Genomic DNA, 21,084 nt, shown 5'->3' with positions numbered 1-21,084 from the left:
GCGGCGAAGATGCCTATACGATTCCGGGCATGTCCACCATGCCTCAAGGCTTATGAGCTTGCGCGCGACTTTCGACAAGATCGAGCTTCAACTCGTCCGTGTCCTGCATACCGTGATCACCGAGCGCAGCGTTTCCCGGGCTGCGATGCGTCTGCACATGAGCCAGCCCGCCGTCAGCGCCCAGCTGAGGCGGCTGCGCACGCTCACCGGCGATGCGCTGCTGGTGCGCAGCGGTGCCGGCATGACGCCAACGGCCGCCGCGCTGGACCTGCTGGCCCCGGCCCAGCGCCTCTTGCAGGATGCCGACCAGCTGTTCGGCGAGCGCCGGCGCAAGAGCGGCTTCGACCCGGCCTCGGCCGAGCTGAGGGTGCGCATTGCCGCCAGCGACTATCTCGATCCGCTTTTTCTGCCCACCCTGGTGGCCCGTTTGCAGCGCCTGTCGCCGGGTCTGATGCTCGACCTGCAGCCGCTGTCGGCCGAGTACGACTACCGGGCCAGCCTGGCACGCGGTGAGGTCGACCTGGTCATAGGCAACTGGCTGCAGCCGCCGGCCGAGCTGCATCTGGGCCGATTGCTCAGCGACGAAGTCGTCTGCCTGGTCAGCGAGAAGCACCCGATGGCCCGCAGCAATGGTCGCGGCTGGACCGTCGACAAATACCTGGCCTGCCAGCACCTGGCGCCCATGCCGCTGAGCCCCGGCCAGCCCGGCGTGATCGACCAGCACCTGACCGACCAGGGCCTGAGCCGCCGTATCGCCGTGCGTTGCGCCCATTTCGGCCAGCTGCCTGCGATGGTGGCCGACAGCCTGCTGGTGCTGACCACCGGCCGGCTGTTCTGCTCGCGCTACCTGGGTGATCTGCCGGTCAAGGTGCTGCGCTGCCCGGTGGCCTTTCCGCCCATGGCCTACTACCAGCTCTGGCATGAACTCAGCCACGCCGCCGCGCCCATGCGCTGGCTGCGAGAACAGGTGCGCGAAGTGGCGCGCAGCCTGGTGGCCAATGCGCCGGCCGCGGCCCGCGTGAAACCCGAATGACGATGAATCAGAAGACCTCCCAGACCGCAAAGACAGCCCTTCGTGGCGACCTGCTCGATTTCTCGGCGGCCCCCGCCTGGGGTGCCGAGGACGATGCGGCCGTGCGCTTCCGCCCCAACCACTGGCTGCTGATCGACGAGCAGGGCCGCATCGCCGGCATCCAGGCCGAGGAGCCTGGGCCCGAGTACCAGCGCATCGACCACGCCGGCAAGCTGATACTGCCGGGCTTCATAGACACCCATGTCCACTGCCCGCAACTTGACGTGATCGCCAGCTATGGCAGCGAGCTGCTGGACTGGCTGAACCGCTACACCTTCCCGGCCGAGCGCCGCTACGCCGACCCGGCCGTGGCCCATGAAGGCGCGGAGCGCTTCGTCGACGCGCTGCTGGCCCATGGCACGACCTCGGCCGTGGTCTTCCCGACGGTGCACAAGGGTTCGGCCGAGGCCTTGTTCGAGTCGGCCCGTAGCCGCGGCATGCGCATGATCGCCGGCAAGGTGCTGATGGACCGCCACGCACCCGACGGCCTGCGCGACGACGTGGCCCAGGCCGAGCGCGACTGCGTGGACCTGATCCAGCGTTTCCATGGCCGCGACCGCCTGGCCTATGCCGTGACCGTGCGCTTCGCCCCCACCAGCACGCCCGAACAGCTGGCCATGGCCGGCGCCCTTTGCAAGGCCGATCCCACGCTGTACATGCAGACCCATGTGGCCGAGAACCGGGCTGAGGTCGACTGGGTGGCCCAGCTGTTCCCGGATGCGCGCAGCTACCTGGACGTCTATGCCCGCGAGGGCCTTCTGCATCCGCGCGCCGTGCTGGCCCATGGCATCTGGCTGGACGAGGCGGACCGCCGCGTGCTGGCCCGGACCGGCGCCCAGATCGCCCATTGCCCTTCGTCCAACCTGTTCCTCGGCAGCGGCCTGTTCGACTGGACGGCGGCGCGCGAGGCCGGCTTCGCGGTCAGCAGTGCCAGCGACGTGGGGGGCGGTACCTCGCTGTCCATGCAGCGCACCCTGGCCGATGGCTACAAGGTGCAGGCGCTGGGCGGCCGGCGGCTGTCGGCCTGGGCGGCCCTGCATTCGGCCACCCGCGGCGCAGCCAAGGCCCTGGGCCTGGGCGAGGAGATCGGTTCCTTCGAGACCGGCCGCCTGGCCGATGTCTGCGTCTGGGACTGGGCCCATGGGCCGGTGGCCGAGCAGCGGGACACCGTGGCTCGCGAGCTGCACGAGCGGGTGTTCGCCTGGCTGCTGCTCTCGGACGAGCGCAACTTGGCCCAGGCCTTCGTGGCCGGGCGCAGCCGCTTCAGGCGCGGCTGAGCGCCGTCCATCTCGCCATCCTGCAGCCTGTCAGGGGATTGGTTGTGCCTGGGGGTGGGCCGCTCCTATAGTCGCGCCCAGCCGGCAGGGACCGGCACCCATCCATAGGAGCGAGAAACACAATGAAGTCCGCCTACAAGAAGATGTTCGGCGCCAGCCTGATGGCCGCCGCCCTGGGCTTGAGCCTCACGCCGCCGGCCGCGCTGGCGGCCACGCCGGCAGCCAAGGCCGCGGCCAAGGCGCCCAAGCGCTACACCATCGAGCAGTTCATGGCCACGGTCTCCGTCGGCGGGGCCTCGTTCAGCGCCGACGAGAAGCGCATCCTGTTCTCCAGCAATGTCACCGGCATCTTCAATGTCTACTCGGTGGCCGTTGGCGGCGGCGAACCGGTGGCGCTGACCAAGTCGACGACCGAGAGCCATTACGCCGTCGGCTACTTCCCCGACGACGACCGCGTGCTGTTCACCCGCGACCAGGGCGGCAACGAGCAGAACCACCTCTACGTGCGCGAGCTGGACGGCAGCGAGAAGGACCTGACGCCGGGCGACAAGCTCAAGGCCTCGTTCGCCGGCTGGAGCGGCGACCTGAGCGCCTTCTACGTGAGCAGCAATGAGCGTGACCCGCGCTTCTTCGACATCTACCGCTACGACGCCAAGACTTACGCCCGCACCCTGGTCTATAAGAACGACACCGGCATGTCGGCCGGCGCCATCAGCCGCGACGGCCGCTGGATGGCCCTGGGCAAGACCAACACGACCTCCGATTCGGACGTCTACCTCTACGACACGCAGACCCAGACCAGCAAGCACATCACGGCGCACCAGGGCGTGGCCAGCTACGGCGCCGCCACCTTCGACCCGGCCTCCAAGCGCCTGCTGCTGACCACCAACGACGGCAGCGAGTTCAGCCGCCTGATCGCCTACGACCTGGCCAGCGGCCAGGTCAGCGACCTGGAGAAGGCCGACTGGGACATCGTCTACAGCGACTACTCGCGCGACGGCCGCTTCCGCGTCACCGGGGTCAACGTCGACGCCAGCATCCAGCCGCGCATCCGCGAAAACGAGAAGGACATGGTGCTGCCCAAGCTGCCCGAGGGCGAGCTGCGCGGCGTCAGCTTCTCCAAGAGCGGCGGCAAGATGGCCTTCTACGTGAACGGCGACCGCTCGCCCAACAACCTGTTCGTGCATGACTTCGCCAGCAAGAAGACCACGCAGCTGAGCCGCAGCATGAGCAAGGAGATCGACCCTAACGACCTGGTCGAGGCCAGGATCGTCCGCTTCAAGTCCTTCGACGGCATGGTCGTGCCCTCGGTCTACTACCTGCCCAAGGAAGCTTCGCCGACCCACAAGGTGCCGGCCGTGCTGCTGGTCCATGGCGGCCCCGGCGGCCAGACCATGCGCGGCTACAACGCCCTGGCCCAGTACCTGGCCAACCACGGCTATGCAGTGCTGGGCATCAACAACCGCGGCAGCTCGGGCTATGGCAAGAGCTTCTACACCGCCGACGACGGCAAGCATGGCCGCGAGCCGCTGTGGGATTGCATCGAGGCCAAGACCTACCTGGCCTCGACCGGCGTGATCGACCATGAGCGCATTGGCATCATGGGCGGCAGCTACGGCGGCTACATGACGCTGGCGGCCCTGGCCTTCCGGCCCGAGGCCTTCAAGGTCGGCGTCGACATCTTCGGCGTCAGCAACTGGCTGCGCACGCTGGAATCCATCCCGCCCTACTGGGAGAGCTTCCGCAAGGCCCTGTACCAGGAGATTGGCGATCCGGTGAAGGACAAGGACTTCCTGATCGCCACCTCGCCGCTGTTCCATGCCAAGGAGATCCGCAAGCCGCTGATGGTGATCCAGGGCGCCAACGACCCGCGGGTGATCAAGCCCGAGAGCGACGAGATCGTCGAGGCGGTCAAGAAGAACGGCGTGCCGGTCCAGTACCTGGTGTTCCCGGACGAAGGCCATGGCTTTGCCAAGAAGAAGAACCAGATCGAGGCCAACCGCCAGATCAAGGAATTCCTGGACAAGTACCTCTTGCCGACCTCCAAGTGAGCCGGCTGAACAAGGAGCGCTGAAATGATTGGCTTCCTGCTCTGGTGCCTGCTGTTCGTGGTCTGCTGGCCGCTGGCCTTGCTGGCCCTCGTGCTGTGGCCCCTGGTCTGGCTGGTCAGCCTGCCGTTCCGCCTGGTCGGCATCGGCCTGGAGGCGGTGTTCGCCCTGCTCAAGGCCCTGCTGTTCCTGCCGGCGCGGCTGCTGGGAGGCGGCCGCTAGTCCTGGGGATGCCTAGGGTTGTTACTGATGGAAGCCCCCGGCGGCCCTGGCAATTTGTCAGGGCCGCCTTGCTTGGGATTGCCCGCCGCCCAGGCAACAGCTCTTACATCGTGTTGCGGGCCCGAGAGCGCCTTTCGGTCCAAGATGCCGCCATGGCCGCAAACGCGGTCCGGCATCCATCAAAGACCGAGCAGCAAACACAGTTGGGCAGACCTATGCGATTCGAAGGCAAGCTGAAAACCTGGAACGACGATCAAGGCGTCGGCAGCATCGAACCCCAGGACGGGGGCGAGCCGCTGTTCGTCCGCATCTCGGCCTTCCCGGGTGATGCCCAGATGCCGCAGGTCGGCGAGCGGCTCAGCTTCGAAGTGGACTTGTCGCCTTCGGGCCGCAAGCAGGCGGCGCGGGTGCAGCGCCTGGCTCGTTCGCGGGCCTCAGCGTCTTCGAGCAGCAGCGCTCGCCAATCACGTGCTGCCGCACCGCGGCGCAACAGCTGGATGTTCGGCACGGCCGCTGCCGTGTTGGTGGCAACGCTGGGCGGCCTGGCCCTGATGCGCCATTACGAGCCCGAGGCCAGCGCCCAGTTCGCGGCCCTGAATGCCGAGATCCAGCAGGGCCAGCCGACCTCGGCCGGCCAGCCCGAAGGCAAGCCGGCCAGCAAGGCCGCGCGCACGGCCGCCAAGCATCCCTGAGCCGCCGGGCGCTTCAGATCCGCATTTCCAGCCGCAGCTGCCACTGGGTGAAGGTGCGGCCGCCGCTTTCGGTGGTGATCCGCTGGTCCGTGGTCGTGATCACGCTGCCATTGCTGTAGTCCAGCGGTGACAGGTTGGTGGCGCTCAGCCGCAGCCCGGTGTTCATGTTGACGTTCCACAGCGCGAAGGCGTCGAATACGCGCTTCTTGCTCGTGGTGGCCGCGGTCAGCACCGATTGCTGGATCTGGTTGGCCGGCGTGAAGTTGATGCTGCCGCCCACGGTCACCGGCGCGCTGCGCAGCCGGTAGTCCACGCCGAAGTTGGCCACGCCCTTGGGCTGCTGGTCCAGCTTGTTGTTGGGGCCGGGAATGCCTTCGACGCTGGAGTGGAAGACGCTCAGGTTGCTGCGGATGGACAGCGGGATCGCGTCGTCGAAGAACTCGTCCAGGCGGAACTTGGCTTCCAGTTCTATGCCTTGGGTCTTGGCATTGCCGATGTTGCGCGGCCGCGAGACCCAGCGCTGCACCGACGACCAGGACACGGTCTCCAGCTCGGTCACGTTGCGCATCAGGTCCGAGATGCGGCGCGAGAACATGTTGATGCTCATCACGCCGCCCTTGCTCAGGTAGCGTTCGAAGGCCAGGTCCACGCCCACGGCCAGCTCGGGCTTGAGGTTGGGATTGCCGGCCCGGTCGGCGTAGTTGGCGGTGTTGCTGCCGGTCGGGTACTGGGCGTTGATGCTCGGCCGGGCCACCAGGTCCTGCAGCTGCGGGCTGCGGTAGCTGCGGGTCAGGCTCATGCGCACCTGGTCGCGGCTCTTTTCGTCGGGCTTCCAGACCGCGTGCAGCAGCGGCGTCCAGACGCTGCTGCGGTTCTTGACCGCATAGTTCAGCGCGGCGCTCTTGCTCTCAATGCCTTCCCAGCGCAGGCCGGCGTAGGCCGACCACTGCTTGCTGGGGTTCCATTCGTCCTGGATGTAGGCGGCGGTGCGCAGCGTCGAGGCCTCGAACTCGTCGCCGAATTCGATCACGCCGCGGCAGGCCAGGCCGTTCTCCTTGCAGACCCGGGTCTGGTTCTGCTTCTGGCCCTCGGCTTCCAGGCCGCTGACCAGGCTGTGCTCGCTGGGCAGCAGCTGGTGCGAGAGCTTGCCGACCAGGCTCCAGGAATGGTTGTCGCCATTGCTGCTGTCGTCCTGCACGCGGCTGGGCGCGGCGATGCCGTTCAGGTATTCCTTGCGCAGGCTGTGGGTCTTCATGTCGCCGCGGCCCACGCCGCCGCGCATCTCCAGCCGAGTCTCCTCGCCCAGCTTCCTGGTCCACTGGCCGTTGACGCGGAGCATGGTGAACTCGTTGTCCGAATGGGTGTCGGCGCTGTTGTAGTTGATGCCCGGCGTCTGGAAAGACTGGTTGTGGCTGTTGCCCTTGGACGAGACCAGGAAGGGCTGCAGCGAGAAATTGCTGCCGGCATCCAGGCGCCACTGCAGGCGCGCGTTCATGTTCAGCGCACGGCGCTTGTTCTCGTTGGTGCCGGTGGTGGTCTGCACCGACTCCTGGCCGGTGTGCAGGTCGCGCGTGGTGGCGCGCACCGCGATGTCGTCGATGTTGTCGCCCTGGTGCGCATTCAGCGTGACGTTGTAGGCGCCGCCGTTGTCGTCCAGCTTGTCGTTGCGGGTCCAGGAGGCATTGGGACGCAGGCGGCCCTTCTCCTCGGCCACGGCCAGGCGCACCTCGTTCAGGCGCTTTTGCAGGGCCTCGCGCAGCACCACGTTGATGGTGCCGGCGATGGCGCGGGCCCCATGCTCGGCCGTGGGCGCCCGCATGATCTCGATGCGCTCCACCTGCTCGGGCGGGAGCTGGTCCAGCGAGAAGCCCGGCGGCATGCGCTCGCCGTTGACCAGGATCTGGGTATAGCCACCGCCCATGCCGCGCATGCGGATGTCGCCGCCGCGGCCCGGACGGCCGCCGGTGGTGACACCGGGCAGGCGCTTGAGCACTTCGCCCAGGTTGTTGTCGCCGAAGCGCTCGATCTCTTCGCGGCCGATGATGATCTTGGCGGCGGTGGACGCGCGGCGCTTGCTTTCGTCGGTGCCGCCGCTGACCTCGACCCGCTGCAACTGCTCGGTCTTGGTGGCCTCGGGGGGCTTCTGCGCCGGGCGCTGCGGCTGAGGCGGCGTGGCCGGCCTGGCGGCCGGCTTGGGCGCGCTGGCCGGGCTTTCCGGCGGCGGTGCGGTCTGTGCCTGGGCGGCCGCGGCCATTGACAAGGCCAGAGCGGCGGCGAGCGGATGCGGGGCGAATTTCTTGGCGTGATTCATGGGCTGGCGGCCGTCGAACGGCCGTACTGCTGTCTTGTTCTGTGAGGCGATGAGGGGCACCGGCACCAGGCCGGGTCAGCGCAGGCGCGCAGCATCTCATGGGCTCCGTGCGAATACCGGAGGTCGCGCCGGGCTTTTTAACTTCTTTACCTGCTGCAATGCAAAGCGTGGCGCTGGCGCCGCTCGCTAGGCCAAACAATCAAGTCCGTGATCGTTGTGCGCCTGGCGCGCGGCGAGCGCGGCCTGGCTCAACCCGGCTCAGGACGGTCTTGGCGCTGGAAACGGATCTGCTTGATGCGGCCGGTATCGACGACCAGGGTCGAGATCCGGCCGGCTAGGTCGCGCTCCAGCCTCAGCAGCTGATGGGGCTGCATCCAGTAGCCGCGCGAGCGCAGCTCGACCAGGTCGGGTGTCAGGCCGTGCAGGGTCCAGGCCTGTTGGGTCTTGACCAGCGGCCCTTCGGCCCACAGCTCCAGGCCGCTGGCGGACTCGACGATGCGCCAGGTCGTGGCCGCGTCATCGCAGTGGTAGCTGCCGACCAGTCCGGCGGGCAATTGCGCGTCGGGATCGACGCGGCTCATGCGGGCGGTTCGGCCGGCGCCTATCTCGGCGCAGACGGTGTCCTGCCCCTCGGGACGCAGCCTCAGCTCGTTGGCGCCGCGCAGCGGCACCCAGCTGCCGTCGGCTTCCTGGTGCAGCTCGAAGCTGGCACCCCATTGAGCGCCCAGGTGGCGCTCGCCCTCGACCGTGATCTCGATGAGCTGGGCCAGCTCTGCATCGAGCCAGCGCCCCTGCCAGGGCCGCAGGTCGGCGGTCGATGGTGGCGTTGGCCGGTCCAGGCAAATGCCGGCCAACTCGCGCGCCACCTTGAAGGGATTGCTGCCGCCGTCGTTGGAGATCACGACCACGGCCAGCTGTTGTTCCGGCATCAGCAGGAACTCGGTGCGGAAACCCGGCCACAGGCCGCCGTGGCCCAGGCAGGCGATGCCCTGCCAGCGGCTGTGCTCCTGGCCGCGGGCATAGGGCGTGGCATGGCCGCCGCTCAGCAGCTGCGGCTCGGCCAGGGCCTGGGCCAGCTCGCGCAGCTCGGGGCTGGGTTGCAGGAGCTGGCCGGCCCAGAGCAGGAGGTCGTCGACCGTGGAGACCAGGCCGCCTTCGCCGCCATGCTCGAAGGCGTGCAGGGCGCGGCGCCAGCGGCCGGGCTCGTCGGCATCGGGCAGATAGGGCGTGGCCAGGCCAGGCAGGGGCCGGTCGCAGCTCAGTTCCATCGAGGTGTTGTGCATGCCCAGCGGCCGGAACAACCGGTGCTGCAGGAAGCCGTCCAGCGTCTCGCCGCTGACCCGCTCGACCACCAGGCCCAGCAGGGCGAAGCCGCTGTTGCAGTAGAGGAAACGGCTGCCGGGCTCGAAGTTCAGGTGCCGGCAGCGGGCGATGGCCTGCAGCAGCATGGCGCGGTCCACGCGCAGGTCCAGGTTGGCGCCGCCCAGGCGCAGGAGCTCCAGCATGTCGGGCAGGCCGCTGGTGTTGCGGGCCAACTGATCCAGCGTGACGGCCTGGGGCAGGGCGGCCAGCTCCGGCAGGTGGCGGCGCACATCATCCTGCAGGCTCAGGCGGCCCTCGGCTTGCAGCAGCAGGACCGCGGCCACGGTGAATTGCTTGGACACCGAGGCGATGCGCAGCCTGGAATCGCGCCGCAGCGGCGTCTGCTGCTCCAGGCTGGCCAGGCCGTAGCCCTTGGTCAGCAGCACCTCGCCCTCGCGCAGCAGGCCGACGCTGTAGCCGGGCGCGGCACAGCCCTGCAGGGCGGCGAAGTAGTGGTCGATGCGGGCCTGCAAGGGCGCCGCCGCCGCATGGTTCATGGGGACTCCTTCGAGGCTGGTCAGTGTAGGGGCCGGCCGCCATCAGTCGCGGCCTCGCAGGCGCTGCTTGAGCTGCACGCTCTTGATGACGCTCTTCCACCGGGCCAGCTGCTCTCGCCGTTCCAGCGCCGTCATCTCGCCACGGCGTGCTTCGCGCTGCAGCTTCTCATAGCTCTTCAGCCGCTCGGCGCCGAGGCTCTCGCGTACCGCACAGCCGGGCTCGTCGCCATGGCTGCAGTTGCGGAAGCGGCAGGCCTGGGCGAGCTCCTGCACATCGTCGAAGGCCTGGGCCACCGTCGCGGCATCGGCGTCCAGCGCCAGGCCGCGCAGGCCCGGCGTGTCGATGATGCAGGCGCCGCTCTGGCAGCGGTGCAGGCTGCGGCTGGTGGTGGTGTGGCGGCCCCGGCTGTCGTCCATCCGCACGGCGCCGGTGAGCTGCTCGCTGTGGCCGCAGAGGCTGTTGGTCAGCGTGCTCTTGCCGGCGCCGCTGGAACCCAGCAAGACCAGGGTCTGGCCCAGGCCCAGATAGGGGCTCAGCGCTTCGCAGCTGGCGGCCGAGGTGGTGTCCACCGCCAGCACGTCCAGCAGGCCGAGGTGGCTATGGGCCAGATGCCGGCGCACGGCTTTCAGGCGTTCCGCTGGCTGAGCGCAGAGGTCGGCCTTGCTGAGCACCACGACGGCCGGCACGTCGGCACTGCGCGTCAGCACCAGATAGCGGTCGAGCCGCGCCAGGTTGAAGTCATGGTCCAGGCCTAGCACCAGCAGCGCGCAGTCCACATTGCTGACCAGGGGCTGCAGCCGGCCCTCGGGATCGCGGCGGTTCAGGCTGTTGAGCGGCGGGATGTGCTCGCGCACCCAGTGCTGGTCGCCCTCGGCTTCGGCGAGTACCCAGTCGCCCACGGCCAGGCGCTGTCCCTGGGCCTGCAAGGCGTTCAGGAGCTGAGGATGGACGCGGGCCCGCAGCGGGCCCTGGCTGCCTTCCAGGCGCAGCGCGTCGCGGTGGATTTCGGTGATGCGGACCGGGTCCGCCTTGGGGTGTTGGCCGAGCAGCGGATGCAGCAGCGGCAGCAGGTTCTGGTTCAGGCCGAGGCGGCGCAGCGCCTCGAATTGCAAGCTTTCGAGCATGACGGTCTCATGGGCAAAGTAAGCCGGTCCCCGCGGCGCTTGGCGTCGCAGGGGAATGAGGTCAGGGTCGGCCGCACCGGGGCGGCAGCTTGTCGGGCGGGAGGTCTTGCTGGCTGCGCTCAGGGCGAGCGCGGCGCCAGGGTCTTCTCAGCCTTCAGGCAGCCAGGGCGGCGGCCGACAGGGGCTGGACAAGATCACGGGTGGCGTTCATGAGGAGCTCCTGTATTTGAAGGGTTGAGGGGGAATGAGCGGCGCAGTGTGCCACAACACAAAAGCAAAGGGCCACCGAGGTGGCCCTGATCGCTTACCGGACCGCTGCCGCACTGGGGCAGGGACGGGGTACGTCGGCGCTGGTGACGGGTTCCAGTGTTCTGCCCAATTTGCAGCCGGTTTTCGCTTCCGTGCTTCGCATTGTGCGGGCCGTCCGTGACGGCCGCATGACGAAGAACAAGGACTTTGCAGTCCTCTTCCGTTGCAGAGGACTATTTCAGATCGTTCAGCGCCTTGCGTTCCTTGTTGCGGCTGCGCTTGTCGGCCTTGGCCTTGGAGTCGGCCTTTTCCTCGGCCGTGGGCTCGATCGGCATGGGCTTGCGCGGCAGCTTGTTGTCGGCGATGGACGCGTTGTAGACCAGCGTGGCCAGCACCACGGCGGCCTGCTTCATGTCCTCGGGGATCACATGATCGGCCGAGTCCACATGGGTGTGGTGCAGGCGCGTGAAGTAGTCCAGCGGGTCCTGGATGAACTGGAAGCCGGGCAGGCCCACGTTGTCGAAGGACACATGGTCGGTCGAACCCGTTGAGTTGTTCGAGATCGTGCCGTCGCTGAGGTCGGAGACCTGGCCGAACCATTCGGCGAAGGTCGAGCGCGCCGCGGCGTTGCCCTGGGTGGTGATGCCGCGCAGCTTGCCGCTGCCGTTGTCCACGTTGAAGTAGAGCGAGAAGCGCTCATGGTCGGCCAGCTTGCTGATAGGCCAGCCCGGGCTGCTCCACAGCCAGCGGCTCAGCTCGCGCTCCTTCGGGTCGCTGGGCTTGGGACGGGTGGCGAAATGCTGCTCCACATAGGCGGCCGAGCCCAGCAGGCCCTGCTCCTCGCCGGCCCACAGGCCCAGGCGGATGGTCCGCTTGGGGCTGAAGCCCACGGCCTTGAGGATGCGGATCGCCTCCATGGTGATGGCCACGCCGGCACCGTTGTCCACGCCGCCGGTGGCGCCGTGCCAGGAGTCCAGGTGGGCGCCCAGCATCACCAGCTCGGGCTTGTCGCCCTGGCCGGGGATCTCGGCCATCACGTTGTGCGCATTCACGTCTTCGTCGTGGAAACGGGCCACGACGTTGAACGAGATCTTGGGCGTCTGGCCGTTGTCCAGCATGCGGCCCAGCATGTTGTAGTGCTCGACCGGCAGCATCAGGCCCGGCACCGGAAAGGTCTTGCCGACGCGATGGCTCTGGCCCATCACGCGGATCAGGCCGCCGTCCCAGGAGCTACGGAACAGCGCGCCGGCCACGCCCTCGGCCTTGAGGAAGGCGTCGCGGGCTTCGCTGAAGCGGTTGGACTTGCGGCGCTGTTCGATGCTGTCGACCGGCGGCTGCTGGCCTTGGCTGGCTGTGCTCTTGATGTCGAAGTTGCGCATCTCGGCCAGCTCGGCGCTGGAGTAGCGCTTGGAGATCTCGCGGCGCGGCTCCTCGCTCTCGGTCGGCTCGTTCAGCATCACGACCTTGCCCTTGAGCTTGCCCTTGAACTTCTGCAGCTCGGCCTCGGTCACCGCGTCGAGGTAGACCACCTCGGCCTCGACCGTGCCATTGGTGCCCGGCGTCCAGGCCAGCGGAATGGTCTGCAGCGAGGTCTTGCGCGGCGACAGCAGGTCGACGTTGGCATGGTCATAGCTCCAGCCGCGGCCGAACTCGAAGGCCTCCTGGTGCACATTGCTCAGGCCCCAGGCCATGAGCTGGTCCTGCGTCCAGCGCGTGGCCTCGCGCATCTTGGGCGAGTTGGTCAGGCGCGGGCCGATCTTGTCGGTCAGCTGGTACAGGGTCTGCATCACCTGCGAGTGATTGAAACCCTGGTCGCGGATCGCGTTGACGACCTCGGGCTCGGGCTTGGCGGCCCAGGCGAGGGCGGGGATCAGCAGGCTGGCGGCCAGGGCCAGGGACAGCTTGTTCAAAGTCGGCATCAACGGGCTCCGCGGGTGAGGAAACTGGATCCAGAGTTGGAAGCGGCGCAGTCTACTGGCGGCTTTCAGGGGTGCCGTTCGTCAGGGGCGGGGCTGTGCGAGAGCGGCATGAGGGGAAACACCGAGCGGACGCCGTGCATGCCGCAGGCCGGTCCTGGTGCAATCAGGGCGAACTTGGTGCATGCGCCATTTGCAAGGCCGGCACCGCCCTGGTGCCCGGCCTTGGCATCGCCCTTGCATTGGCCTGGGCATGGAACTGACGCCGCGTGAGAAAGACAAGCTGATGCTGTTCACCGCCGCCCTGCTGGCCGAGCGCCGCTTGGGCCGTGGGCTGAAGCTCAACTACCCGGAGGCCGTGGCCTTCATCAGTGCCGCGGTGCTCGAAGGTGCCCGCGACGGCCGCACCGTGGCCGAGTTGATGAGCGCGGGCCGTGAGGTGCTGAGCCGGGCTCAGGTGATGGACGGCGTGCCCGAGATGATTCCCGAGATCCAGGTCGAGGCGACCTTTCCGGACGGCACCAAGCTGGTCACGGTCCACCAACCCATTGCCTGAAGCCATGCGCACAAGACTCCCCCTGCTGTTGCTCGTCCTGATTGCTGCGCCGGTGCTGGCCCATACGGACGAAGCGGCCCACAGCCATGTCAGCGGCTTCTGGGCCGGTGCGGTCCATCCCTGGACCGGTGCCGACCACCTGGCCGCGATGCTGGCCGTGGGCCTGTGGAGCGCCCTGGCGCTGCGCCAGCCTCTGCGCGCACCACTGGCGTTCGCGGCCTCGCTGCTGGCCGGCGCCTTGCTGGCGATGCTGAGCGGCTGGGCCCAGCCGGCGGTGGAGGCGGGCATCACGGTCTCGCTGGCGGTGCTGGGCTTGCTGGTGGCTTTGAAGGTGGGCCTGCCGCCGGCCATCGGCGCTGCGACGGCGGCCCTGCTGGCCTTCAGCCATGGCTCGGCCCATGGGCTGGAACTGCAGGGCCTGGCAGCGCTGGCCGGCATGGTGGCCAGCACGCTGGTGCTGCACGGACTCGGCCTCGCCCTGGGTTGGAAACTGCGCAGCGCGCCCAGGCTGGCCCATGGCCTGCTCGGTGCCGGTGTTGCGGCGATTGCGCTGACCCGGGTGCTCTGAAGATGATTCCCGGCGAGCTGATCACGGCCGACGGCGAGCTGGAGCTGAACCCAGGCCGGCGCACGCTGACCCTCAAGGTGGCGAACACCGGCGAGCGGCCCATCCAGGTCGGCTCGCACTACCACTTCGCCGAAACCAATGCGGCGCTGGACTTCGACCGCGGCGCGGCGCGCGGCATGCGGCTCAACATCTGCAGCGGCACGGCGGTGCGCTTCGAGCCGGGGCAGGCGAGGACGGTGGAGTTGGTGGAGCTCGGGGGCGACCGCGTCGTCCACGGTTTCCGCGGCCTGGTGATGGGCAAGCTATGAGAATCAGCCGTCGCGCCTATGCCGAGATGCTCGGCCCCACCGTCGGCGACAAGTTCCGCCTGGCCGACACCGCCCTCGTGATCGAGGTCGAGCAAGACCTGACCCTGCGCGCCGGCGGCTACGGCGAGGAGGTGAAGTTCGGCGGCGGCAAGACCGTGCGCGACGGCATGGGCCAGTCGCAGCGGCCGAATGGCCCCGGGCCCGGCGACGCGGTCGACACCGTGATCACCAATGTCGTCATCATCGACCACTGGGGCATAGTCAAGGCCGACATCGGCCTGCGCGGCTGCCGCATCGCCGCCATCGGCAAGGCTGGCAATCCCGATGTACAGGACGGCGTGGACATCGTCATCGGCCCCGGCACCGAAGTCATTGCCGGCGAGGGCCAGATCGTGACGCCCGGCGCCATTGACACCCACATCCACTTCATCTGCCCGCAGCAGATCGAAGAGGCGCTGATGAGCGGCGTGACCACGATGATTGGCGGCGGCACCGGGCCGGCCACCGGCACGCTGGCGACCACCTGCACGCCGGGCCCCAGCCATATCGCGACGATGCTGAAGGCGGCCGAGGCCTTTCCGATGAACCTGGGCTTTCTCGGCAAGGGCAACGCCAGCCGGCCCGAGGGCCTGATGCAGCAGATCGAGGCCGGTGCGATCGGCCTCAAGCTGCACGAGGACTGGGGCACGACGCCGGCCGCCATCGACAACTGCCTGAACGTGGCCGAGGCCACCGACACCCAGGTCGCCATCCACACCGACACGCTGAACGAGAGCGGCTTCGTCGAGGACACGATCGCCGCGTTCAAGGGCCGCACCATCCACAGCTTCCACACCGAGGGCGCCGGCGGCGGCCATGCGCCGGACATCATGAAGGTGGTGGGCGAGGCCCATGTGCTGCCCAGCTCGACCAACCCGACGCGGCCCTTCACCGTCAACACGCTGGACGAGCACCTGGACATGTTGATGGTCTGCCACCATCTCGATGCCGGCATTGCCGAGGATCTGGCCTTCGCCGAGTCGCGCATCCGCCGCGAGACCATCGCGGCAGAGGACGTGCTGCACGACCTGGGCGCGATCAGCATGTTCTCATCCGACAGCCAGGCCATGGGCCGCGTCGGCGAGGTGAGCCTGCGCTGCTGGCAGACCGCGCACAAGATGAAGCTCCAGCGCGGCGCCTTGCCCGGTGACGGGCCCGGCAATGACAACGCGCGGGTCAAGCGCTACCTGGCCAAGCTGGCCATCAACCCGGCCTTAACCCATGGCATCGCGCATGAGGTCGGCAGCATTGAAGTGGGCAAATGGGCCGACCTGGTGCTGTGGAAGCCGGCCTTCTTCGGCGTCAAGCCCAGCCTGATCCTCAAGGGCGGCTTCATCGCCGCGGCGGCGATGGGCGACGCCAATGCCTCGATCCCGACACCGCAACCGGTGCATTACCGGTCGATGTTCGGCAGCTTCGGTGGCGCGCTGGCGCAGGGCTCGCTGAGCTTCGTCAGCCAGGCCGGTCTCGCGAGCGTGGAGAAGCTGGGCCTGGCCAAGACGCTGGCGCCGGTGAAGGGCTGCCGCACGGTGCGCAAGGCCGACATGCGGCTCAACGACTACCTGCCGGTGATGGAGATCGATGCGCAGACCTACGAGGTCCGTGCCGACGGCCAGCTGCTGAGCTGCAAGCCTGCCACCGAGCTGCCGATGGCGCAGCGCTACTTCCTGTTCTGACCATGATCCATGCAAGCAAGCGAATTGCCGGCGGTGCCGGCCTGGCCCTGGCCCTGCTCAAGCGGGCGGCCACGCTGACGCTGGACTGGGACCAGCGCAGCAAGAGCCGCTTTGCGGCCACCGATTCGGCGGGCCGCGAGATCGGCGTGGTGCTGCCGCGGGGCACGGTGCTGCGCGATTCCGATGTGCTGGTGGCGGACGACGGTTCACTGCTGAGCATAGTCGCGGCGGATCAGCCCGTCATGCAGGTGCGCATCTGCGCCGAGCATGGCCGGCCCTTCGATCTGCTGCGCGCCGCTTATCACCTCGGCAACCGCCATGTGCCGCTGGAGCTGCAGCCCGCGCTCCTGCAGTTCGAGCCCGATACGGTGCTGGCCGACATGTTGCGCCGCCAGCACCTGATAGTGACCGAGGCGATGGCGCCCTTCGAGCCCGAGGGCGGGGCCTATGGCGAGGCGGGTGGGCATCACCACCACCATCACGGCCATGGCCATGAGCATGCGCATGACTGAGACCAGCCTGCTGCATCTGCTGTGGCTGGCCTCGCCGGCCTTGCCGGTGGGTGGCTTCAGCTACTCGGAAGGGCTGGAAGCGGCCATCGAGGCCGGCGTTGTTCATGACGAAACCACAGCCGGCATCTGGCTGCTCAACCAACTGGAGCTGGTGCAGGCGCGGGCTGAGCTGCCGGTGGCTGCGGCCGCGCATTACGCGACCTTGTCGCTGGACGCCGCACGCCTGGTCGAGCTGAACGACTGGGTGCTGCTGAGCCGCGAGACCGCCGAGAGCCTGCAGCAGACCCAGCAGATGGGCCGCAGCCTGCTGGTGTGGATGCAGGGCCTGATGCCCGAGGCCGAGGTGCTGTCGTTGCTGCAGGCCCTGACCCCGGCACCGGCCTGGCCCGTGGTCATGGGTGCGGCGACGGCCAGCCGCGGCGCGGCGCTGGAGCCGGCCTTGCAGGCCATCGCCTTCGGTTGGGCCGAGAACCTGGTGCAGGCCGCGGTGCGCTGCGTGCCGCTGGGCCAGACGGCCGGCCAGCGCCTGCTGGCGCGCCTGGTCGAGGCGATTCCGGCGGCGGTGGCACAGGCCTTGTCCGTGCCCGAACCACTGGCCTTCGCGCCGCTGCTCGGCGTGCATGGCGCGCGTCACGAAACCCAGTACTCGAGGTTGTTCCGATCATGAATGAGTCTGCCGCACCGCTGCATGCCATCCCCGGCCGCACCAAGAAGCTGCCGCCCTTGCGCGTCGGCGTGGGCGGGCCGGTGGGCTCGGGCAAGACGACCCTGGTCGAGGTGCTGTGCAAGACCATGCGCGAGCGCTGGGACCTGGTGGTGGTCACCAACGACATCTACACCAAGGAAGACCAGCGCCTGCTGACCGTGGCCGGCGCGCTGGAGCCCGAGCGAATCATGGGCGTGGAGACCGGTGGCTGCCCGCACACGGCGATCCGGGAGGACTGCTCGATCAACCTTGAGGCCGTGGACCGGATGCTGGAGAAGTTCCCCGAGGCCGACATCGTCTTCGTCGAGAGCGGCGGCGACAACCTGGCCGCTACCTTCAGCCCCGAGCTCAGCGACCTGACGATCTACGTGATCGACGTGGCCGCCGGCGAGAAGATTCCGCGCAAGGGCGGGCCCGGCATCACCAAGAGCGACCTGTTCGTGATCAACAAGACCGACCTGGCACCGCATGTGGGCGCCGACCTGGGCGTGATGCGCCAGGACACGCAGCGCATGCGGCCGCTCAAGCCCTGGGTGATGACCAACCTGAAGACCCGCGAGGGCCTGGACGAGGTGGTGCGCTTCATCGAGAAGCAAGGGCTGCTCCTTGTCGACTGACCTGGCATCGGTCCGCTGGCCGGCCCGCCTGCAGCTGAGTGCCGTGCACGATGGTGCGGCGACGCGGTTGCGGGCGCGCCATCAGGGCCCGCTGCGCCTGCTCAAGACCTTGTATCCCGAGGGCCCTGGCGTTGCCCATGCGGTGATCGTCCATCCACCGGGCGGCCTGGTGGGCGGGGACCGCCTGGACATCGAACTCGAAGTCCGGCCCGGTGCCCATCTGCTGGTCACCACGCCGGCCGCGACGCGCATTTATCGAAGCAATGCCGGCGAGGCGGCCCAGTGCGTGGAGGCCCGCGTCCACGAACGAGGGCGGCTGGAATGGCTGCCGCAGGAGACCCTGGCCTTTGAAGGCTGCGAGGCCCGCAACGAGGTACGGCTTTGCCTGGCTGCCGGCGCGAGCCTGATCGCGAGTGAGGTGCTCGCCTTGGGCCTGCCGGCTGCCGGCCAGCATTTCAGGCGTGGCCGCATCCTGCAGCACCTGGAGGTCGAAGGCCTGTGGCGCGACCGAGGCTGGCTGGACGCGGCCGATGCCGCCTTGCTGGATGGTCCTTGCGGCCTGGCAGGCCACCGTGTGCTGGGCAGCCTGGCCTATGCGCAGACCGAGACCATGGCCGGAGGCGAAGAGCTGCTGGAGCAGAGCCGCCGTTTGATGGCCGATCTGCCGCTGTCGGGTATCACCCGGCTGCTGCGCCCGCAGGGCACGGTGCTGCTGGCGCGTGTGCTTGGCGATGAGGTCGAGGCGGTGTCAGCGGCGCTGCGCCGCCTTCGGGCCTTGTGGCGGCAGCAGCTGTGGGGCCTGGCCACGGCGGAGCCGCGGGTCTGGTCGACCTGATGAACCAGGGCGGCATCGACCAGGACCGCGACAACATCTCGCGGCGCGGCGTCGGTGAAGACTTCAACGACGACGGCATCCGCGGTCTGCTGGTGCGCGAGGATGCTGGCGGCACGGTGCCGGAGCCGGCTTCGCTGGGGCTGGTCGGCCTGGCCTTGGCGGGGCTGGCGGCGGCCAGGCGGCGCAAGGCAGACCCCAGCGGCCGCTGAAGGAATCAGCAGGCGCCGCCACTGCGGGCGGCGTCTGCTGCCTCTGCTGACTCAGCTCTTGGCCTTGTCCGTCGGCGTGGGGGCTGCCTGTGCAGGTGTGCCGCCGACTTCGATGCCCGGCGTAGGCTGGCCCTGCTTCTCTGCACTGCGGTCGAACACCATCAACTTGCCGAATACCAGCTGAACCCATGTTGGATAGGTGTAGGCGGTTCCCTTGTTGTGGTCGATCAAGGCGCCGATGCCACCCCCGATGAGGATGTTGCCCCACATGCCTGAATTCGCGCGCGAGATTGCGCGACCGGAGGCCTCCGGCTGATTGGGCGCCTTGCAGCTGATGTCCAGGTCCTTGGCTGAACGGCGAACCGGGGTGGTTTCGCCCGACTTTGCACTGACGCTGCCGTAGTCGTTGGACAGCTTGCATTCGGCGTTGCTGATCAATTCACCGGCTTCGGTCCTGGTCTCGATGCGCACAGGATGGGTGCTGTCGTTCATGACCGATGCGCAACCCGAGCAAAGCAAGACGGCTGCGGCCGCAAGGACGCTGATTTTCATGGAGTTCCCCTGAAGTGTTATCAATTTCGCACCGCCCGACGACGGTGCGCGCGGATTGTGGCCGCGGCAGGAGTCATGGCGCGTCAACGAAAACCCGTGGTCGAGAGGGCTCGGACGCGAAGTCATCTTTCGGGGCACCGATGAGCTGTCGGCTCGGACTGCTCCGGTGCCGACCGAGACCATCAAGAAAGCCTCGCAGGCTTGCACCTGCGAGGCATTTGGTTCTGCAGTGGCCGTGGCCGCAAGCTTGCCGCGACGGAGCTCAGGCTGCGAGCGGCGCCTTCTTGCCCAGCACCATCTCGTCAAACGAGGGCAGCGGCTTGATCGAGGGAGCCATCAGCTCGCCGCAACGAGCGGTGGTGACGACGTCTTTCGGATCGAGCTTGATCAGCTCCGACTGCTCGTGCAGCGGCTCATAGACGTCCTCGCCGATCAGGCGGCCGCGGCTGTCGTAGGGCCAGATCATCTGCATGCCGACGATCTTGTGCAGGTACATGTCGTTGTTGTCGGCGTGATGCTGCTTCTGGTCCAGCACATGTTCGAGCAGCCGGCGCGCAATGAACTTCGGCAGCCGATTGAGCAGCTTGTTGGCACGCAGTGACTTGCCGGAGACCTGCTGGTAGACGGTGGAGATCGAGGTCACGTAGTGGTCGGAGACCGAGACCTCTTCGGTGGCCATGTAGAAGGCCGTCTGGTTGGTCTGGGACCACAGGCGGTACAGGCCCTTGATCTGTTCCTGGCCGTTCAGCACCACGTCGTTGCCGCCGGCCGTGACGTGATAGACCGCCTCGGGGCTCATCATGTCGGGCGCGAAGATTTCCTCGTAGCGGCCGGCCACTTCCAGGGCGCGGTGGCGCGCGTAGGCCATCAGCAGGAAGCGGTGGCGCGGGTTTTCGGTCACGGCCAGCAGGCGGTCCACGGCCGCGTTGAGTTGGGTGAGGTCCAGGTTCAGGTGCTTCATCGTCTTGCGCTTTCGATCAGGGGCGGTGTCGGGCTTGGCAAGAATCAGGCGACCCGCCTGTCCTGCTTGCCCAACACCATCTCGTCGAACGAGGGCAGGGGCTTGATGTGCGGGGCCAGCAGCTCGCCGCAGCGGGCGGTGGACAGGACATCCTTGGCGTCGAGCTTGATCAGCTCGGATTGGTGCTGCAGCGGCTCGTAGACATCCTCGCCCAGCAGTCGGCCGCGGCTGTCGTAGGGCCAGATCATCTGCATGCCGACGTACTTGTGCAGGTACATGTCGTTGTCGTCGGTATCGTGATGCTGCTCGTCCAGCGCGCGCTCGAGCAGCCGGCGCGAAATGAACTTCGGCAGCCGGTTGAGCAGCTTGTTGGCGCGCAGCGACTTGCCCGAGACCTGCTGGTAGGCGGTGGAGATCGAGGTCACGTAGTGGTCGGAGACCGAGACCTCCTCGGTGCCGAGGTAGAAGGCCGTCTGGTTGGTCTGGGCCCACATGCGGTACAGGCCCTTGATCTGCTGCTGGCCGTTGAGCACCACATTGTTGCCGCCCACCGTGAGGTGGTACACGGCATCGGGGCTCATCATGTCGGGCGCGAAGATCTCCTCGTAGCGACCCGCCACTTCCAGCGCGCGGTGACGTGCGTAGGCCATCAGCAGGAAGCGGTGACGCGGGTTCTCGGTCACGGCCAGCAGGCGGTCCACCACGGAGTTGAGTTGCGTGAGGTCCAGGTTCAGGTGTTTCATCGTCGGCGCCTTAGATCAGACATGCGGCCCC

The 21,084-nt window shown here is 68.0% G+C and carries 20 protein-coding genes and 1 pseudogene; 14 read left to right on the top strand and 7 right to left on the bottom strand.

Annotated features, from left to right (window positions below):
• Positions 1–52: 52 nt before the first annotated feature.
• The 5 genes from QT382_RS08930 (at position 53) to QT382_RS08910 (ending at position 5,311) form a co-directional block, all read left to right on the top strand.
• Entirely contained in the window at positions 53–1,033 is a 981-nt protein-coding gene (locus QT382_RS08930) for a LysR family transcriptional regulator (protein WP_289253682.1), read from the top strand.
• Between the two features lie 2 nt (positions 1,034–1,035).
• Entirely contained in the window at positions 1,036–2,349 is a 1,314-nt protein-coding gene (gene guaD, locus QT382_RS08925) for a guanine deaminase (protein ID WP_289253681.1), read from the top strand.
• Positions 2,350–2,471: 122 nt separating this feature from the next.
• The gene (locus QT382_RS08920; RefSeq protein ID WP_289253680.1) at positions 2,472–4,400 is read left to right on the top strand and encodes a S9 family peptidase; all 1,929 of its coding nucleotides are present in this window, start codon (positions 2,472–2,474) and stop codon (positions 4,398–4,400) included.
• Between the two features lie 24 nt (positions 4,401–4,424).
• A complete protein-coding gene (locus QT382_RS08915; RefSeq protein ID WP_289253679.1) occupies positions 4,425–4,619 on the top strand; it encodes a hypothetical protein in 195 nt (64 codons plus the stop codon).
• Positions 4,620–4,834: 215 nt separating this feature from the next.
• Positions 4,835–5,311, top strand: coding sequence for a cold-shock protein (locus QT382_RS08910; protein ID WP_289253678.1), 477 nt, complete (start codon positions 4,835–4,837; stop codon positions 5,309–5,311).
• A 13-nt stretch (positions 5,312–5,324) separates the two neighbouring features.
• On the opposite strand, the gene QT382_RS08905 is transcribed toward QT382_RS08910, so the two are convergent.
• The 4 genes from QT382_RS08905 to QT382_RS08890 form a co-directional block, all read right to left on the bottom strand.
• Entirely contained in the window at positions 5,325–7,622 is a 2,298-nt protein-coding gene (locus QT382_RS08905; protein WP_289253677.1) for a TonB-dependent receptor plug domain-containing protein, read from the bottom strand.
• A 248-nt stretch (positions 7,623–7,870) separates the two neighbouring features.
• Positions 7,871–9,481: a serine hydrolase domain-containing protein gene (locus QT382_RS08900; protein WP_289253676.1), complete on the bottom strand. Its 1,611-nt coding sequence runs from the start codon at positions 9,479–9,481 to the stop codon at positions 7,871–7,873.
• Between the two features lie 42 nt (positions 9,482–9,523).
• A complete protein-coding gene (gene rsgA / locus QT382_RS08895; protein ID WP_289253675.1) occupies positions 9,524–10,606 on the bottom strand; it encodes a ribosome small subunit-dependent GTPase A in 1,083 nt (360 codons plus the stop codon).
• A gap of 482 nt (positions 10,607–11,088) precedes the next feature.
• Positions 11,089–12,774 (bottom strand): M20/M25/M40 family metallo-hydrolase, encoded by a 1,686-nt coding sequence (locus tag QT382_RS08890; protein ID WP_289253674.1) that lies wholly within the window; start codon positions 12,772–12,774, stop codon positions 11,089–11,091.
• Between the two features lie 250 nt (positions 12,775–13,024).
• On the opposite strand from QT382_RS08890, the gene QT382_RS08885 reads away from it, so the two are divergent.
• The 9 genes and pseudogenes from QT382_RS08885 (at position 13,025) to QT382_RS08845 (ending at position 18,797) form a co-directional block, all read left to right on the top strand.
• Positions 13,025–13,327, top strand: a complete 303-nt coding sequence (locus tag QT382_RS08885; RefSeq protein ID WP_289253673.1) for an urease subunit gamma — start codon at positions 13,025–13,027, stop codon at positions 13,325–13,327.
• 4 nt (positions 13,328–13,331) lie between these two features.
• Entirely contained in the window at positions 13,332–13,895 is a 564-nt protein-coding gene (locus QT382_RS08880) for a HupE/UreJ family protein (RefSeq protein WP_289253672.1), read from the top strand.
• Between the two features lie 2 nt (positions 13,896–13,897).
• Complete coding sequence (locus tag QT382_RS08875) at positions 13,898–14,203, top strand: urease subunit beta (RefSeq protein WP_289253671.1); 306 nt, start codon at positions 13,898–13,900, stop codon at positions 14,201–14,203.
• Positions 14,200–15,918 (top strand): urease subunit alpha, encoded by a 1,719-nt coding sequence (ureC, locus tag QT382_RS08870; RefSeq protein ID WP_289253670.1) that lies wholly within the window; start codon positions 14,200–14,202, stop codon positions 15,916–15,918. The genes QT382_RS08875 and ureC overlap by 4 nt, the downstream gene beginning before the upstream one ends.
• Positions 15,919–15,920: 2 nt before the next feature.
• Positions 15,921–16,427: pseudogene (ureE, locus tag QT382_RS08865) on the top strand (urease accessory protein UreE); the annotation flags it as partial.
• Positions 16,423–17,097: an urease accessory protein UreF gene (locus tag QT382_RS08860; protein ID WP_289253669.1), complete on the top strand. Its 675-nt coding sequence runs from the start codon at positions 16,423–16,425 to the stop codon at positions 17,095–17,097. The pseudogene ureE and the gene QT382_RS08860, both read left to right, overlap by 5 nt.
• The gene (ureG, locus tag QT382_RS08855) at positions 17,094–17,753 is read left to right on the top strand and encodes an urease accessory protein UreG (RefSeq protein ID WP_289253668.1); all 660 of its coding nucleotides are present in this window, start codon (positions 17,094–17,096) and stop codon (positions 17,751–17,753) included. The genes QT382_RS08860 and ureG overlap by 4 nt, the downstream gene beginning before the upstream one ends.
• Complete coding sequence (locus tag QT382_RS08850; protein WP_289253667.1) at positions 17,743–18,588, top strand: urease accessory protein UreD; 846 nt, start codon at positions 17,743–17,745, stop codon at positions 18,586–18,588. Before ureG ends, QT382_RS08850 begins: the two co-directional genes overlap by 11 nt.
• Positions 18,588–18,797, top strand: a complete 210-nt coding sequence (locus tag QT382_RS08845; protein ID WP_289253666.1) for a PEP-CTERM sorting domain-containing protein — start codon at positions 18,588–18,590, stop codon at positions 18,795–18,797. The genes QT382_RS08850 and QT382_RS08845 overlap by 1 nt, the downstream gene beginning before the upstream one ends.
• Before the next feature lie 51 nt (positions 18,798–18,848).
• Here the strand turns inward: QT382_RS08845 and QT382_RS08840 are convergent, their stop codons facing one another.
• The 3 genes from QT382_RS08840 to QT382_RS08830 form a co-directional block, all read right to left on the bottom strand.
• Complete coding sequence (locus tag QT382_RS08840) at positions 18,849–19,349, bottom strand: hypothetical protein (RefSeq protein ID WP_289253665.1); 501 nt, start codon at positions 19,347–19,349, stop codon at positions 18,849–18,851.
• Between the two features lie 262 nt (positions 19,350–19,611).
• Positions 19,612–20,310: a hypothetical protein gene (locus tag QT382_RS08835; RefSeq protein ID WP_289253664.1), complete on the bottom strand. Its 699-nt coding sequence runs from the start codon at positions 20,308–20,310 to the stop codon at positions 19,612–19,614.
• A 44-nt stretch (positions 20,311–20,354) separates the two neighbouring features.
• Entirely contained in the window at positions 20,355–21,053 is a 699-nt protein-coding gene (locus tag QT382_RS08830; RefSeq protein ID WP_289253663.1) for a hypothetical protein, read from the bottom strand.
• Positions 21,054–21,084: the final 31 nt, after the last annotated feature.

The sequence above is a fragment of the Pelomonas sp. SE-A7 genome (assembly GCF_030345705.1).
Lineage (GTDB): Bacteria > Pseudomonadota > Gammaproteobacteria > Burkholderiales > Burkholderiaceae_C > JAUASW01.
The sequence above is the reverse complement of the archived record's forward strand: the minus strand, read 5'-3'. Positions and strand labels throughout refer to the sequence as shown.